This is a genomic window from Pseudogulbenkiania sp. NH8B (assembly GCF_000283535.1).
GTDB classification, from domain to species: domain Bacteria; phylum Pseudomonadota; class Gammaproteobacteria; order Burkholderiales; family Chromobacteriaceae; genus Pseudogulbenkiania; species Pseudogulbenkiania ferrooxidans.
This window is the reverse complement of sequence record NC_016002.1, coordinates 1,338,211-1,354,290: the sequence shown is the minus strand read 5'-3', so window position 1 is coordinate 1,354,290 and position 16,080 is coordinate 1,338,211. Positions and strand designations below refer to the sequence as shown.

The window sequence follows — 16,080 nt, the reverse complement described above, 5'->3', positions numbered from 1 at the left end:
GTGACCGACCTGTTTGCCCGCGAACCGAAAAAACCGTTGGCCGAAGCGCTGCGCCCCACCTCGCTCGACGAGGTCATCGGCCAGCCGCACCTGATCGGCCCGGGCAAGCCGCTGCGCCTGGCGGTGGAGTCGAAAACCCCGCACTCGATGATCCTGTGGGGCCCGCCCGGCGTCGGCAAGACCACGCTGGCACGCATCCTGGCGCACAGCTTCGACGCCGAGTTCATCCCGCTGTCGGCGGTGTTCTCCGGCGTCAAGGACATCCGCGAGGCCGTCGACCGGGCGCAGGCGGTGCTGCAGCGTGACGGTCGCCACACCATCCTGTTCGTCGACGAAGTGCACCGCTTCAACAAGAGCCAGCAGGACGCCTTCCTGCCCTACGTCGAATCGGGCCTGCTGACCTTCATCGGCGCCACCACCGAGAACCCCTCGTTCGAGGTCAACTCGGCGCTGCTGTCGCGCGCCCAGGTGTACGTGCTCAATGCCCTCACCGACGATGACTTCAAGGCGCTGTTCGCGCGCGCCGTCGCCAGCGGCGCCCTGCCCGGCCTGACCTTCGACAACAGCGCCCTGGCGACGCTGAGCGGCTACGCCGACGGCGACGCCCGCCGCTTCCTCAACCTGCTGGAGCAGACCCGCACCGCCGCCGGCGCCCGCCACGTCGAGCACATCGACGCCGACTTCCTGGCCGAAGTGCTCACCGTCAACGCGCGCCGCTTCGACAAGGGCGGCGACGCCTTCTACGACCAGATCTCGGCGCTGCACAAGTCGGTGCGCGGCTCCAATCCGGACGGAGCGCTGTACTGGCTGACGCGCATGCTCGACGGCGGCGCCGACCCACGCTACCTGGCGCGCCGCCTGGTGCGCATGGCATGGGAAGACATCGGGCTGGCCGACCCGCGCGCCGCGCGCATCGCGCTCGACGCCGCCGACACCTACGAGCGGCTCGGCAGCCCCGAAGGCGAACTGGCGCTGGCCCAGGCCGCGATCTACCTCGCCGTGGCCCCCAAGAGCAACGCCGGCTACAAGGCGTATAATGAGGCGCGCGCCTTCATCCGCCAGGACATCTCGCGCCCGGTGCCGGTGCACCTGCGCAACGCGCCGACCAGGTTGATGAAGGAGCTGGGATACGGGCACGCCTACCGCTACGCCCACGACGAACCGCACGCCTACGCCGCCGGTGAAACCTACCTGCCGGAGGGGATCGAAGACAGCCGCTGGTACGAGCCGGTGGAACGCGGGCTGGAAGGCAAGATTCAGGAAAAACTGCGGTTTCTCAGGCAACTGGATGAAGAAACAAAAGCACCATCACGATCATGACGGGCACAAGGTCAGGTTGGAGCACTTCGCCGCCAAGCGGCTGATCGCTGTGCTCAACCGCCTGTCGCGCCCCGGCCATTACCTGCTCGGCCCGCACCGCGAATCTCCCGACTTCTCCATTCTGCGCCGGCAGAACGGCGAGCCGGCGCAAAAAATCGGTCTGGAAGTGACGCACATCTATGGCAGCACCCACGATGCTGCCATAATCAACGGTTGGCACAAGGATAAGACGGCCGTGCTGCTCGCCTTGCAGCAGCCGGCACTGATGAAAGAAATCTTCCAGCAGCTCGACCGGGCCATCAAGGACAAGAATGACAAATTCGCCTCCTACACCGTCAAGCCCTGCTGGCTCTTGATCCGCAACGCCAACACGCGCGTCATGCACCGCGACTGGGAAAATTACTTACGCAACAAGGACTTCCAGGATAGTCCTTTTGAAAAGATCTGGCTCATCACCGACCGCCAGCTTCAGATCATCAACATCAAATAGACCAACACCATGCTAGACATTCAACTCCTTCGCAGCCAGCCGGAAACCGTCGCCGAGCGCCTGGCCGCCCGTGGCTACCAGCTGGACACCGACGCCTTCGGCCAACTCGAGAACGAGCGCAAAGCGCTGCAGACCCGCATGCAGGAACTGCAGGCCCGCCGCAACGCCACCTCCAAGCAGATCGGCGAAGCCAAGCGCAAAGGAGAAGACGTCTCCGCCATCATGGCCGAAGTGGCCACCCTGGGCGACGAGCTGAAAGCCGCCGAAGCCGCCTTCGAAGCCGTGCAACAGAAGCTGGAGCACTGGCTGATGACCATCCCCAACCTGCCGCACGCATCGGTGCCGCAGGGCAAGGACGAAAGCGCCAACGTCGAAGTACGCCGCGTCGGCGTACCGCGCTCGTTCGAGTTCGAAGCCAAGGACCACGTCGACGTCGGCAGCCCGCTGGGGCTCGACTTCGAAACCGGTGCCAAGCTCTCCGGTGCCCGCTTCACCGTGCTGCGCGGCGAGATCGCCCAGCTGCACCGCGCCCTGGCGCAGTTCATGCTCAACACCCACACCAACCAGCACGGCTACACCGAGATGTACACCCCGTACATCGTCAACGACAGCGTGCTGTTCGGCACCGGCCAGCTGCCCAAGTTCGCCGAGGACATGTTCAAGGTGACGCGCGGCGGCGAGGAGGGCGCGGTCGACCAGTACCTGATTTCCACCTCGGAAATCACCCTGACCAACACCGTGCGCGAAAGCATCCTCAAGCTCGACGAACTGCCGGTCAAAATGACCGCACACTCGCCCTGCTTCCGTTCCGAGGCCGGTTCCTACGGCCGCGACACCCGCGGCATGATCCGCCAGCACCAGTTCGACAAGGTGGAAATGGTGCAGGTGGTGCATCCGGAAAAATCGTACGACGCGCTGGAAGAAATGGTCGGCCACGCCGAAGCCATCCTCAAGGCGTTGGAACTGCCCTATCGCGTGATCACGCTGTGTACCGGCGACATGGGCTTCGGCGCCGCCAAGACCTACGACCTGGAAGTCTGGCTGCCGGCACAAAACACCTACCGCGAGATCTCCAGCTGCTCCAACTGCGAAGCCTTCCAGGCGCGCCGCATGCAGGCCCGTTTCAAGGATGAGAACGGCAAGAACCAGCTGGTACACACCCTTAACGGCTCCGGCCTCGCCGTCGGCCGCACGCTGGTGGCAGTACTGGAAAACTACCAGAACGCCGATGGTTCCGTGACCGTTCCGACCGTACTGCGCCCCTATCTCGGCGGCAAGGAAAAAATCGGCGGCTGATCGACATCGCCATCAAGAACGCGAAACCGGGATCGAGCATCCCGGTTTTTTTGCGCCATAGGTGACGGCAAGCAGGGTAATTTTCTTCAATACTGCCCGATGCGGGCCCCCTATCCTCGACCGGGTGTTTCCCACTCACGAGGTCATCATGCAAGTTCTACTCTCCATGGCCGCCTTCGCGCTCGCCGCCTCCATCTCGCCCGGCCCGGTCAATATCGTTGCCCTCGGCAGCGGAGCCAGTCACGGCTTCACGGCCAGTTTGCGCCATGTCAGCGGCGCGACCGTCGGCTTTACCGTACTCCTGTTGCTAACGGGGCTGGGGCTGAATGAATTGCTGGCCGGCTGGCCCGCCGCAAGCCGACTCCTGCAATGGGGCGGGATCGCCTTCCTGCTGTATCTGGCCTGGAAACTGGCCAGTGATAACGGGGAACTGGGCCAGAACCAGCAACGCCGACCCTCCTTCCGTCACGGCGCCATCATGCAGTGGCTGAACCCGAAAGCCTGGTTGGCTGCCCTAGCCGGGATGGGAGCCTACGCCAGCGACGGCAACCACTCACTGATCTGGCAGTTTGCCGCCATCTACTTCGTCATCTGCTACCTGTCGATCGCCTGCTGGGCCTACGCCGGGGCCCGGCTGCAACACCTGCTGCGCCACCCTGCACGCATGCGCCTGTTCAACCGCCTGCTGGCCCTACTGCTGGCAGGGAGCACGCTGTATCTGTTGTAGACACCCCCTGCTTAGCGCCGCGCCTGGCAATACTGTCCGGGCGTGGCGGCCACCAGCCGTTTGAAAACACGCTGAAAATGCGCCTGATCGGCGAAACCCAATGACTGCGCCACGTCGGCGATCCGATGACCTCTTCGCAGCAGCGTCTTGCCACGTTGAATGCGACAGTTCAGCAGATACTCGTGCGGCGTCATGTGATAACGCTGGCGAAAAGCGCGGATCAGGTAGGAAGAAGACAAGGAGGCCGCGGAACAGATGTCCTGCAAACTCAGTTCCGCCGCATAATGGTCATTGATATAGTCCGCTGCCTGTTGCAGCCTGTCATGGGGCTCGCTCTCGTTCCGGCCCGCCGGCTGCAGGATGGACTGCACCGAACTGAAGAACTCCACCGCCTCGCCCTGCTTCTGCAACGCCGTGGATGCGCCATCACGACAGAGCGCCACCAGCCTCCCCAGCCGCCGATACAGTCGGGCATCCTGGCTCAGGCGAGACTGGAAGGGATGGAAATCCTGATTGGTACCCAGGCCCAACTCCCTTTGCAAGCCTGCCAGCCAGACGGTATCCACGTACAGCATGTGATAGGACCACGGCTGGTCCGCAATGGGATTGCAGGCATGCACCTCGCCCGGGTTCATCAACACCACATCGCCACGGCCCACGGCATGGCTTGCCTGTTCATTCAGGTACGTGCTGCATCCGCCAGTGATGGCGCCAATGGAAAAATGCTCGTGGGAGTGGCGCGCATAGCACACCTGGCGGCCATCCTGGATGGTGCGCAACTCCAGAAAAGGCAGCGCCGGGTCGCGCCAGAACAAAGGCTTGGCATCGGAACTCATGCCAACATGATAGCACGCCGCACCCCGCTCAAATCCAACCCGGCAGTATCAGGCGTCAGCCCCCCGCCAGATATTCCCTCTCCAGCAAAGCCTCGAACTCCGCCGCCGGCAATGGCCGGCTGAACAGGTAGCCCTGACCCGTGCCGCAGCCCTGCTCCACCAGGTAACGCCGCTGCTCGTCCAGTTCCACCCCCTCCGCCACCAGCCCCAGTCCCAGACTGCGCGCGATGGAAATGATCGCCTGTGTGATTGCCGCATCGTCCCGGTTCTGATGCAGGTCGGCGACGAACGACTGGTCGATCTTCAGCCCCTGAACTGGCAGGCGCTTGAGGTAGGACAGAGAGGAATACCCCGTCCCGAAGTCGTCGATGGACAGGTACACGCCCAGCTCGTACAGCCGGCGCAGCACCTCGACCATGCCGCTATCCTCGTCCATCGCCACGCTCTCGGTGATCTCCAGCTCGAGCGCAGAGCTGGGCAGGCCGCATTCTTCCAGCGTGCGCTCGACCAGCTCGACCACGCCGGCGAACTTGAGCTGGCGTCCGGACACGTTGACCGCCACGCGCCCGCCAAACAGCCTGCGCTCACGCCACTCCCGCACCTGCCTGCAGGCGGTCTTCAGCACCCATTCACCGATCGGCACGATCAGCGAGCTGTCCTCGGCAATCGGAATGAAACGCGCCGGCGACACCAGCCCCAGTTCGGGATGGCGCCAGCGGATCAGCGCCTCGGCACCGTCGAGCCGACCGGTCGCCAGTTCGACCTTGGGCTGATACCAGACCTCCAACTCATCCTGTGCCAGCGCCTTGTGCAGGCTGTATTCCAGCCGCAAGCGCTCCAGCGCACTGGCATTCATATCCGGGGTATAGAACTGGAAATTGCTCTTGCCGCGCTCCTTGGCACGGTACATCGCCGTATCGGCGTTGACCAGCAAGACGTCCGCACTGGCCCCATCCTCAGGGAACATGCTGATGCCGATGCTGGCCGACACGAATACCTCCTGCCCGGCCACCACGGTTTCTCCGGCAATCGCGTCCAGCACGCTCTGGGCGCGGCTCGCCACCTGCTGCACGCTATCCACGGCCGGCATCAGCAAGGTGAACTCGTCGCCGGAGAGACGCGCCACCATCGCCAGCGGCGGCGCCACCTTCCTCATTTCCTCGGCGATCCACACCAGCAACTCGTCACCGGCATGGTGCCCCAGGGTATCGTTGACCAGCTTGAAACGGTCCAGGTCGATAAACAACAACGCCATGCGCTGTCCGAACTCGCGCGCCTGCTCCACCCCCGCCTCCAGCCGCTCCAGGAACAGGGTGCGGTTGGGCAGCCCGGTCAGCGCGTCGTGGTTGGCGAGAAAGTGCAACCGCTCCTCAGCTTGCTTGCGCTGGGTAATGTCAGAGAACACCGCGACGTAATGAGCATACTCGCCGTTGTCGCCGCGAATGCCGGTAATGCTCAGATGCTCGGTATAGAGCAGACCGTTCTTGCGCCGGTTGATCACCTCCCCCTGCCATACACCGTCACGCTTCAGGCTGTGCCACAGATGCTCGTAAAACTCCGGCGGCTGCTTGCCCGACTTCAGCAAGGCAGGCGTCTTGCCGACGCTCTCTTGGGCCGAGTAACCGGTGATGCGCTCGAAAGCCGGGTTGACCGACTGAATGATGCCGGCTCCATCGGTGATGGCAATCCCCTCAAGCGTGGACTCGAACACCTTGTCCGCCAGCAGCAGACTCTGCCGCGACAGCAGCAAGGCCTGGTCGCGCTCGTTGAGCGCCCCCTGCAGTTCCAGCAGGCACTCATGCTCAATGTTGTGGAGAATATCGCCGAAGCCGAGGATGAATTTGAGCCCGCCGTCCGCCCCGCACACCCCCAAGTGGCGGATCTTGTGCTGCAACATTAGGCGACGGGCATGCAGCAGGCTGGTATTTTCGGCCATGGTCAACATCGGCCGCGAGCACACCGCCCCCAATGCATGCTCGCACTCGCCCTGCGCCAGCAAGCGCACCACATCGCGCCGAGTCAGAATGCCCAGTTCACCATCGGCGAAGCACACCCCAACGGCATCCACCGCCCCCTGTCGCATCACCTTCACCGCATCCTTCAGCCCGAGCTCGGCCCCCAGCACGCAGGCCGGCCGGCACCCCAGCTCCTCCAGCCGCTTCAGCCCGAGAAACGACTCCGTCCCCTGGTTGAGCACGATATCGGTCAGGGACAGTAGGCCAAGATAGCGGCCATCCCGTTCCACCAGGGCATGGCGGATGCCATGGCGGCGGAAAAACCCGGTCGCATCATGAATCGACGTACCGCTCTGGAGCGTACGCACCGGGGAACTCATCACCTTCGCCACCGGAGTGCCATCCGCCTCGGTCGTCATCGAAAAATCCAGATTCAGCGCATCGGTCTCGGTCCAGATTCCGAGGGCGGTTCCCGCCTCGTCCATCACGATGATGGAACCGCAGTGAGACTCCATCATCAGGCGGGCAGCCTCGTAGACCGAGGTGGTTGGTGGGCAACTCAGTATCTCGGGGAGCAGGATGTGATCGACGGGTTGCAGCAACGGCGACATGTCTGGCTGATCCTAAACATTCGTTGACTAATACCTCGTCGAATATACATGCATTCCATAACAGCGCGACTTGATGCCAAATGCTTTCTGCGCATTCCCTGATATAAATCAGTCCCCACCATGAAAAAAGCGCCACCGCAAATGCAGGGGCGCCCATCCGATCATGCCGTGGCGCGCGTTACACCCGCTCTGCCCACAGATCATGCTCATCCGAGGCGGTGATCTCCACCTCGACGAAATCCCCCACCTGCAGGCCATCGGCATCGGCCACGAAAACCATGCCATCCATCTCGGGGGCATCGGCATAGCTGCGGCAGACCGCCCCTTGCTCATCGATCTCGTCGACCAGCACCGTCATGCACTGGCCTACACGGCGCGCCAGACGGGCGGCACTGATCTCGGCCTGCACCTCCATGAAGCGCTCCTTGCGGACCTCCTTCACCTCCTCCGGCACGGGATCAGGCAAATCGTTGGCGGCGGCGCCCGCCACCGGAGAATAGGTGAAACAGCCGACGCGATCGAGCAGGGCTTCACTCAGCAACGCCAGCAGCTCCTCGAACTCCTCCTCGGTCTCGCCGGGGAAGCCGACGATGAAGGTGCTGCGGATCACCAGATCCGGGCAGATCTCGCGCCACTTCTTGATACGCGCCAGTACGTTCTCGCTGTTGGCGGGCCGCTTCATCAGTTTGAGGATGCGCTGGCTGGCGTGCTGGAACGGGATATCGAGGTAAGGCAGGATCTTGCCGTCGCGCATCAGCGGAATGACTTCGTCGACGTGCGGATACGGGTAGACATAATGCAGACGCACCCAGATACCGTGACGCCCCAATTCCTCGCACAGCACCGTCATGCGGGTACGCACCGGCCGACCGTTGTGGAAGCCCGTCTTGTATTTGACGTCGACACCGTAGGCACTGGTGCCCTGCGAAATCACCAGCAGTTCCTTGACGCCGGACTTCGCCAGATTCTCCGCCTCGCGTAGCACGTCATGAATTGGGCGGGAATCCAGATCGCCCCTCATTGACGGAATGATGCAAAAGGTGGCGCGGTGATTACAGCCCTCGGAAATCTTCAGATAGGCGTAATGCTTGGGCGTGAGCTTGATGCCTGCCGCCGGCACCAAGTCGACGAACGGGTCGTGCGGTTTGGGCAAGTGGGCATACACATGCCCCATCACTTCGTCGTCGATGGCGCGCGGGCCGGTCACCGCCAGCACAGAAGGATGCACGTCACGTACCACCTCCCCTTTCGCCCCCAGGCAACCCGTCACGATGACCTTGCCGTTTTCCGTCAAGGCTCCGCCGATCGCATCCAACGACTCGGTAACGGCCGAATCGATGAAGTCACAGGGATTGACCACAACCAGGTCGGCGCCATCGTAGGAGGGGGAAATATCGTAGCCTTCGGCGCGAAGGCGGGTAAGAATCTGCTCGGAATCAACCAAGGCCTTGGGACAGCCGAGCGAGACGAAGCCGACTTTGGGTGCGGAGTGGGCCATACGTTAGTAAGACCCTGAATCTTATTGAAAGAACAGAGAAAGCCGGGGTCACGTGAACGACACCCGGCTGACAACATGCTGATTCTATAAGAAAAACGGCGATATCGGCGAACCGATCAGGACTTGCCTTCTTTGTCCTTGTCGGCAGGCGGATAGGCGGGAAAGCCAAAGCCTGTGAACAGCTGCTTGGTCTGTTCCTGCATACGGTTCTGCATTTCCAGATACATGCCGGTGCTCTGCTCCAGATAGCTCGACATCATGTTCTGCATGGCCGGGCCCTGCATCTTCATGAACTCGCCCCACAGGTTGGCGTTGAACATGGCGTTATCGCCATACATCGCCCGCGTCTGTTCCTGCATCTTTTGCTGCAGCTGCGTAAAGAGCTGCAGATTTTTCTCCAGGAACGGCCCCATCATGCCCTGCATGGCCTGCCCGTAGAAACGGATAAACTGCGTCAGCACCTCGTAACTGAACATCGGGGCGCCACCGTTTTCCTCTTCAAAAATGATCTGAAGCAGTACGCTGCGGGTAATGTCATCCTGGGTCTTGGCGTCAACCACCTGGATGTCGATATTGTCATGAACCAGCTGCTTAACGTCCCCCAAGGTAATGTAAGAACTCGTCGCCGTGTCGTATAACCGGCGATTTGGATACTTTTTAATGACCCGCTTCTCAACACTCATGTAACACTCCCAGTTCATTGTCGTGGTGTTGTGTGCGAACAATTTATCATAAATGCAACAACATAGAGCAAATCTTCTAGCCACTGCATTGAGCAGCATGCTAAATTTTGCGAGTATATTGTGCATTGCACAACGCAGTTCACACCGTACAACACACCACGGAGAGGGTCATAAACCATGTTCACTACCAACGAGCAGTTCAGTAAGTTTTCGCTGGGCGGCGTCGAAACCGCGCTGCGTTTCGCCCAGATTTCGCTGGATAGCACCGAAAAGCTGGTGAAATTCAACCTCGAAGTTTCCAAACAGTCTCTCGAAGACAACATCAAAGTCGCCCAAGACCTCGCTGGCGCCAAAGATCCGCAAGAAGCCGTCGCCCGCATCAACAAGCTGGCTACCGAATCGGTAGAACAAGCAGTCACCAACTCCCGCAATGTCTACGAAATCGTCACCCAGGCTCAAGGCGAACTGGCCAAGCTGGCTGAAGAAAACCTGGGCACCCTGAACAAGTCGCTGATCAACGTCATCGAAGACATCGCCAAGAACGCTCCGGCCGGTTCCGAAGTCACGGTCAACGCCGTCAAAACCTCGGTTGCCGCCGCAGCAGCAGCTATCAACAGCTTCACCAAGGCAGCACAGCAAGTAAACGAATTTGCCGAAACCAGCGTGAAGGCGGCCAGCAGCGCCACCGCTGACGCCGTCAAGGCCACCACCAAGCGCGCCAGCAGCACCAGCGCGTCCTGATCGCTGACCTCAGCGGCAAAAGGCCATACCTGTACAGGTATGGCCTTTTTCATTGTTGCACGCCCAGACACGCTGCCCGCCTCATTCACCACACATCAGGTGCCCAATTTCCCACACGGGTTTACAATTCGGCTTTTACGAGCCCACATAGAAACAGGGTAGCGCATGAAGATCAGTAGCAATTTTGACGCCGGCAGTATCGAAGTTGTCTCGATGAACGGCTTTGAAGACATCCAGCTTCGCATTCCGAACGATAATGCCTCGCACTTTGCCCAGTGGTTCTACTTCCGCCTGCAAGGGGCCGCGTACCAAACCTGCAACCTGCGCTTCCTGAATGCGTCCGAGTGCGCCTACCCCGAAGGCTGGGTCGACTATCACGCCATGGCATCGTACGATCGCATCAACTGGTTTCGGGTGCCGACCAGCTACGATGGCAGCGTACTGACCATCGAGCACGTACCGCTGGCCAACAGCGTTTATTACGCCTACTTCGAACCTTACTCTTACGACCAGCATCTGAACCTCATCGGACAGGCACAAGGCTCCGGCCTCTGCCAGGTCTCCGACCTGGGCTCGACCGTGCAGGGGCGGGACATCAACCTGCTGACCATCGGCCATGAAGTCGAATCCGACCTCAAGATTTGGATCACGGCACGCCAGCACCCCGGCGAGACCATGGCGGAATGGTTTGTCGAAGGCTTCCTCAACCGCCTGCTCGACCCGATCGACCCGACATCCCGCATGCTGCTCGACCACGCCACCTTCTACGTGGTGCCGAACATGAACCCCGACGGTTCCGTCTTGGGAAATCTGCGCACCAACGCAGCCGGCTCCAACCTGAACCGCGAATGGCTGAATCCCTCGCTGGAAACCAGCCCGGAAGTCTTCGTCGTACGTCAGAAAATGCTCGAGACCGGCGTCGATCTGTTCCTCGACATCCATGGCGACGAGAACATTCCCTTCGTCTTTGTCGCCGGGACCGAGGGCGTACCCAGCTACAACGATCGCATCCGCGCCCTGGAAGAAACCTTCAAGCACCACCTGAAACTCGCCTCTCCCGACTTCCAGGACGAACACGGCTACGAAAAAAGCCCCCCCGGTAGTGCCGATCTTTCCTGGGCTACCAACTGGGTCGGCAACCAGTTCCAGTGCCTCGCCTACACGCTTGAGATGCCGTTCAAGGACAACGCCAACCTGCCGGACGACGATTACGGCTGGAACGGTCAACGCAGCCAGCGGCTGGGCGAAGCCGCACTCACCCCCATTTACGCGGTAATCAACAAGCTGCGCGCCTGAACGATCCGCCCCCAAGCAAAACGGCCGCTTAGCGGCCGTTTTGCTTGGGGGCGGTACATCGCTCACGGCGCGGCCGATGGCATTCCCTCCAGCGCCTTTACCAACTCGATTTCGACCAAATACCAGTCACGCCCCTTTTCCAGCACCTTCCCCAAGGCAATCTGGAAGAACTTGCCTCTAGCACTCATGTAATACTGTTTGCCCAACATGTACGAGGCAACCGGCACAATGAGCGTATTGATGCTGCGCTCATTCCGAGTCAAGGGCACGAACAGGGCGATTACCCCCCCCTGCCAAACATGCTCCGGCATGGTCCGCGGGTCCACCGCCTTGACATCCATCCCCCTCAGCGCAGCCGCCACCGGGCGATCGGTCAGGGTTTCGATCCCGAGAAAGATCTTCTCCCGGTGCAGCCGGCGGATACGCCGCACAATACCCACGCTCCAAGCGGCCCCCTCGCCTTCCTTGTAACCCAGCAACTCCCCCAGACTGACCCATTCATTCCCGACCGCATCCAGCGAAACCCCCAGCCCGGTCTGACTGATGTTTTCAATTTCCCACTGGTTGAAAACCTCCTTGGCCAAAGGGGTTTCCTCAGGCCGCACAGAAACCGCCGGGAGTGCCTTATCCTTACGCCGGCTGGTGACAAAACCATAAACCCGCAGATCAGACGCCGAACTGAAGTTGTCTTTAGGCAGCGCCGCGGCCGTCTGCAGTTTCTGTTCATCGGGCTGGCGAATCAGACGATGCAATGCCCCAAGCCGATGCACCACCTCGATTTTACGGTCACTGACGGCAACCCGCTCCGCGCGTTGAATGCGAACAGGCTTGGCCGCCCACTCGCGGCACAAGACGCGGAAAAGAGCAGCATCCACACCAGGCTCGGCAAGACGGGCCAGTTCTGTCGGCATATGCCCTGTTTCAAGCACCGCCAGCCAGCCATGCAGTATTTCGCTAACCTCGGCCGTGCTCCAATAACGGTAAAACCCAGAGCCAAACGTTCCCATGCAACGCGAGGCAGGATGCCCTTCATCCAGCACCACGGCAAAACTAAGGTCGGGGGAAAACTCGCGAACCAAGGCCATCCGGTTCGAGATCAGGCGCAGTAATTCGTAGCAAAAATTGAGCTGCCGTGGGGCCAAGTTACCACTGGAAAGCAAGGCCAGCATCTGCAGGATGAGAAACTGATCCTGTACGGTCGTACCCTCGTCATGCTCGCCGAAAAGGAATACCGGCGCCGACTCCAGTCCTCGCTCCTCAGCAAAGCGGTAGACGTGATTGACGTTCAGCCAGAAACTGTCCCCAGGCGAGACGCCTTGAAAGAACGACCATCTGGCTGCCTCACAGAAATAATGCATCATGCGTGCCAGCACCAAGGGCAGCATGGCATAGATACGGCGCTCATCCTCACCGGAAAAGGACGGACTCAGGACCTGTCGGTAAGCATCGAGAAATTCGCGGCCATACCCCAGAATCTGTCCCCGTAACTGCGCTTCCAGAACCTTGGGCATTCTGATGTTCATCAGGTACTGAATACCCAATTGGTAATGAAACTGGGCCGTTTCCCGGTTAAGCGCCAAGACGGCCTCTAGCGTATCTGCAGACGACACCGCGCCATTGCGATTAAGCTCAGCGACAGCTTCCAACACCTTGTCGTGGGATGCGGAACCGTACTCCTGCTTCAGCGATTCAACCCACTCCTTGGCAGAAGTTGCATTGCTTAGCGGATCGATCTTCCTCTTTGAGCCGCGCAAGAAAAAATCCAACATGGTGCCGCCTGTCTTAATAACTTTTTATAGATAACACAACAATTTACGCATAAATCACGCCATCCCAACATCTTCACAGTATCCGCAGGATCGCTCCCAACATGCAAGCGGCACTGGCAAGTAAAACGAAAAAAGCATCCTCCTAGGGATGCTTTTTTTGATCCTGACTGAAGAACCGCAATCGTCAGATCGCCAAATCCTCGAGGTTCTTACCGGCGGCGAGCAGTTCCTGTACCCACAGGGGTTTGCGGCCACGACCAGTCCAGGTCAGCTCAGGGTTTTGCGGGTGGCAGTACTTGGCTTCCACCGGCTTGCGCGCCGGACCCACTTTGCCCAGCACCTCTTCCACGCTCAACCCGTACGCACGAGCAAGTTCCACAATCTGTTTTTTAGCTTTGGCTTTTTCTTCGTGCTCACGCCGCTTAATCTCGTTTTCCAGATCGCTCTTGAGGGAAAGCAGATCAGCAAAGCTCAGATTGGAAAGTTCCATTTAGTCATCTCGCTAGTTTGAAAATATATTTCAATTTAGTCATAACCCAAGGATGGGGTCAAGTCTAATTTGAAAATCATCAACTCGGCGATTCCGGCTTAGTCGATGACATAAGGCAGGCCGAGATTCTTAAGGGCATTTTTATATTCCTTTTCTAGAAAGAGGCCAGTTTCCCAACCTGCGAGCTGAGCCACAGCAAGAGCTACTAGCGCACCATGCTGGTCACATCCAGTGTTTACGATCATGCCTATAGCTTGATCGCCCGTTGCCGGGCTATACAAGGAATCCCCGGGACTCGCTTTCACCGGCAATTCGACGCGGAACAGGCGTCTTTTTACCTTTCCAAGATACTGAGTTCTGGCAACAATTTCCTGGCCAGGGTAGCAGCCTTTCTTAAAGCTGATTCCACCCAGCACATCCATATTGATCATTTGGGGAACAAACTGCTCCTGGGTAGGTCTCGTGACCCACGGGACGCCTGCGGCAATATCCAAAAGCGACCATGCCTCAACCCCTACCTGTCGGCATGCTTGCTCAAGACGGCTTTTAATGGATCCAGAAGCAGATGCATCATAGGACAGCAGCAGATTACCTGCGGGCAAACGGATTATTGCTCCTGACTCGTTGGCGATCACATCGTGCGGCTGCGCTGGCACCTCAGTAAAAACATCCTTCAAAACTGCCTCAGCGCCCCCCCCCCTTTACCCCGGCCAGGAGCCACGGCTCGGTCAGCACCTCAAGCTTCACTTCGGAGCGCAGTACAAACATGCTCAGGCGGCGGCATAACGCTGCGTCAATATCGGCCGAAACCAGCAAGAAATAATCGCCACGAAATTGCCAAATCAGAAAGTTCCCCAAAACCCTACCCTTGGCATTGGAATAACTACTGTACTGGCTACGCGACTCGGAGACCTCGCGCAAGTCACTCGACAACTGCCCCTGGAGAAAGCTTTGTGCATCACGGCCACTTACCCGAATAATGGAAAAATGTGCCATAGAACACTGAGCATTGCCATTACACACGGCTTCAAGCTGCTGCTCGAAATCGTCAGCTACATCTGCACTTAATCCACTCATCACATTCCCTTCCGTTTCTGATTGCTGTTGAGACGGATCGATTCATCGACCGACTGCGCCTCAAATCCATGAACTCTGTAGCATGATAGATTGGGTCCTCGCGTCACTTATCAAGCATTGGCACCACCGTTGAGCACCATGCAATTCAGACTTGACAAACGACAATTAAGAATATATTATACCCATCCATCAATTCCCTGATAGCTCAGTTGGTAGAGCGACGGACTGTTAATCCGCAGGTCGCAGGTTCGAGCCCTGCTCGGGGAGCCAATTCAGAAAAGCCGCACATTCCTTGTGCGGCTTTTTGTCTTTCTTGCAACTAACACCAAGCCACGCCATCTACGTATCCCTTGCCAAGCACGCAATATAAGGTCGCCCGCAGCCCCTACCCATGTTGTTGCAGTAACGCTATATTCCCCCATACCAGTACATCAGAATGGCATGCAATGCATGCCAATACCCATAGATCATGTCCTTGCCCTCACCCAGGCGATATCCACTATAGTTGATTACAGCCACTATTTAGCACTTAACACCAAACCATAAACCCACCACCGGAGCCAACCATGCGTCTTATCCAAGAATTTAAAGAATTTGCAATGAGAGGTAATGTCATTGACCTTGCCATTGGCGTGGTTATTGGCGGCGCATTTGGAGCCATCGTGAAATCCCTCGTTGACGACGTCATCATGCCTCCCATTGGGCTGATTCTGGGCAACGTCGATTTCTCCAATTTCTTTTTCGTTCTGAAAGAAGGCAGCAAACAAGCCGGGCCCTATGTCTCAGTGGCCGCCGCCAAGTCGGCAGGGGCCATTACTCTCAACATCGGCTTATTTATCAATGCACTGGTCAGCTTCGGCATCGTCGCCTTCGCCATTTTCATGCTGGTCAAATCGATCAACCGCCTCAAAAAGGAGGAGGTTCCCGCAGCGGCAGAGCCAGCCCCTGTCAAAGACTGCCCTTATTGCTTCTCCAGCATTCCCAGCAAAGCCTCGCGCTGCCCTCACTGCACATCCCAACTAGGCGCCTAGAGACAGATACCCTATGCTCCCCACCAAACGAGCGGGGCATACTCCCTCATTTGCGGACCACGCGCGGTTGACGTAAAATCGGCTCCGTTCTGGGGGAGTAGCCTCAATGCGCCAACGCATTGGCGCGTGTCAACATACTTGGTTTTAACACCATGGCACGCGCGGCCGTAAAGGTTTGGCAAGACTCATGACAGGTTTGCACTTTCAGCAGGGGCTGCAGTGCAGATCGGTCATGGCGTTCTTCGCAGCCCCTTGGAGCC

15 protein-coding genes, 1 tRNA gene and 1 riboswitch are annotated in these 16,080 nt (G+C 59.1%); of the genes, 8 read left to right on the top strand and 8 right to left on the bottom strand.

What is annotated here, in order from left to right; genetic code table 11:
- The 4 genes from NH8B_RS06440 to NH8B_RS06425 all read left to right on the top strand — a co-directional run bounded on the left by NH8B_RS06440 (position 1) and on the right by NH8B_RS06425 (position 3,833).
- Positions 1 to 1,320 carry a replication-associated recombination protein A gene (locus NH8B_RS06440; protein WP_014086550.1) on the top strand — a complete coding sequence of 440 codons (1,320 nt, stop codon included), beginning with the start codon at positions 1 to 3 and terminating at the stop codon, positions 1,318 to 1,320.
- A gap of 16 nt (positions 1,321 to 1,336) precedes the next feature.
- Positions 1,337 to 1,810, top strand: coding sequence for a hypothetical protein (locus NH8B_RS06435; protein WP_232503541.1), 474 nt, complete (start codon positions 1,337 to 1,339; stop codon positions 1,808 to 1,810).
- 9 nt (positions 1,811 to 1,819) lie between these two features.
- Complete coding sequence (gene serS / locus NH8B_RS06430; RefSeq protein WP_008955555.1) at positions 1,820 to 3,106, top strand: serine--tRNA ligase; 1,287 nt, start codon at positions 1,820 to 1,822, stop codon at positions 3,104 to 3,106.
- Positions 3,107 to 3,254: 148 nt separating this feature from the next.
- Positions 3,255 to 3,833, top strand: a complete 579-nt coding sequence (locus NH8B_RS06425; RefSeq protein ID WP_014086549.1) for a LysE family translocator — start codon at positions 3,255 to 3,257, stop codon at positions 3,831 to 3,833.
- 11 nt (positions 3,834 to 3,844) lie between these two features.
- Here NH8B_RS06425 and NH8B_RS06420 read toward each other — a convergent pair whose 3' ends face one another.
- From NH8B_RS06420 to phaR, 4 genes are all read right to left on the bottom strand, one after another.
- Positions 3,845 to 4,669, bottom strand: coding sequence for an AraC family transcriptional regulator (locus tag NH8B_RS06420; protein WP_014086548.1), 825 nt, complete (start codon positions 4,667 to 4,669; stop codon positions 3,845 to 3,847).
- A 55-nt stretch (positions 4,670 to 4,724) separates the two neighbouring features.
- The gene (locus tag NH8B_RS06415; protein ID WP_014086547.1) at positions 4,725 to 7,235 is read right to left on the bottom strand and encodes an EAL domain-containing protein; all 2,511 of its coding nucleotides are present in this window, start codon (positions 7,233 to 7,235) and stop codon (positions 4,725 to 4,727) included.
- A 178-nt stretch (positions 7,236 to 7,413) separates the two neighbouring features.
- Positions 7,414 to 8,733 carry a 30S ribosomal protein S12 methylthiotransferase RimO gene (gene rimO / locus NH8B_RS06410; RefSeq protein ID WP_014086546.1) on the bottom strand — a complete coding sequence of 440 codons (1,320 nt, stop codon included), beginning with the start codon at positions 8,731 to 8,733 and terminating at the stop codon, positions 7,414 to 7,416.
- A gap of 116 nt (positions 8,734 to 8,849) precedes the next feature.
- Complete coding sequence (gene phaR / locus NH8B_RS06405) at positions 8,850 to 9,416, bottom strand: polyhydroxyalkanoate synthesis repressor PhaR (protein WP_008955118.1); 567 nt, start codon at positions 9,414 to 9,416, stop codon at positions 8,850 to 8,852.
- A gap of 177 nt (positions 9,417 to 9,593) precedes the next feature.
- Between phaR and NH8B_RS06400 the strand changes: the two genes are divergently transcribed.
- Together NH8B_RS06400 and NH8B_RS06395 are read left to right on the top strand one after the other, a co-directional pair.
- Complete coding sequence (locus NH8B_RS06400) at positions 9,594 to 10,157, top strand: phasin family protein (protein ID WP_008955119.1); 564 nt, start codon at positions 9,594 to 9,596, stop codon at positions 10,155 to 10,157.
- Positions 10,158 to 10,322: 165 nt separating this feature from the next.
- Positions 10,323 to 11,453, top strand: a complete 1,131-nt coding sequence (locus NH8B_RS06395; protein WP_014086545.1) for a M14 family metallopeptidase — start codon at positions 10,323 to 10,325, stop codon at positions 11,451 to 11,453.
- A 62-nt stretch (positions 11,454 to 11,515) separates the two neighbouring features.
- Here NH8B_RS06395 and NH8B_RS06390 read toward each other — a convergent pair whose 3' ends face one another.
- The 4 genes from NH8B_RS06390 to NH8B_RS20160 all read right to left on the bottom strand — a co-directional run bounded on the left by NH8B_RS06390 (position 11,516) and on the right by NH8B_RS20160 (position 14,789).
- The gene (locus NH8B_RS06390) at positions 11,516 to 13,222 is read right to left on the bottom strand and encodes a hypothetical protein (RefSeq protein ID WP_014086544.1); all 1,707 of its coding nucleotides are present in this window, start codon (positions 13,220 to 13,222) and stop codon (positions 11,516 to 11,518) included.
- 184 nt (positions 13,223 to 13,406) lie between these two features.
- Positions 13,407 to 13,712 (bottom strand): H-NS histone family protein, encoded by a 306-nt coding sequence (locus NH8B_RS20380; RefSeq protein ID WP_008955123.1) that lies wholly within the window; start codon positions 13,710 to 13,712, stop codon positions 13,407 to 13,409.
- A gap of 98 nt (positions 13,713 to 13,810) precedes the next feature.
- A complete protein-coding gene (locus NH8B_RS20375; RefSeq protein ID WP_014086543.1) occupies positions 13,811 to 14,389 on the bottom strand; it encodes a CAF17-like 4Fe-4S cluster assembly/insertion protein YgfZ in 579 nt (192 codons plus the stop codon).
- Between the two features lie 7 nt (positions 14,390 to 14,396).
- A complete protein-coding gene (locus NH8B_RS20160; protein WP_051002152.1) occupies positions 14,397 to 14,789 on the bottom strand; it encodes a YgfZ/GcvT domain-containing protein in 393 nt (130 codons plus the stop codon).
- Positions 14,790 to 14,983: 194 nt separating this feature from the next.
- Here NH8B_RS20160 and NH8B_RS06375 point away from each other — a divergent pair.
- A tRNA-Asn gene (locus NH8B_RS06375) sits at positions 14,984 to 15,059 on the top strand.
- A 296-nt stretch (positions 15,060 to 15,355) separates the two neighbouring features.
- Positions 15,356 to 15,820 carry a large-conductance mechanosensitive channel protein MscL gene (gene mscL, locus NH8B_RS06370; RefSeq protein ID WP_008955125.1) on the top strand — a complete coding sequence of 155 codons (465 nt, stop codon included), beginning with the start codon at positions 15,356 to 15,358 and terminating at the stop codon, positions 15,818 to 15,820.
- Positions 15,821 to 15,895: 75 nt separating this feature from the next.
- Positions 15,896 to 16,074: riboswitch (yybP-ykoY riboswitch) on the top strand.
- Positions 16,075 to 16,080: the final 6 nt, after the last annotated feature.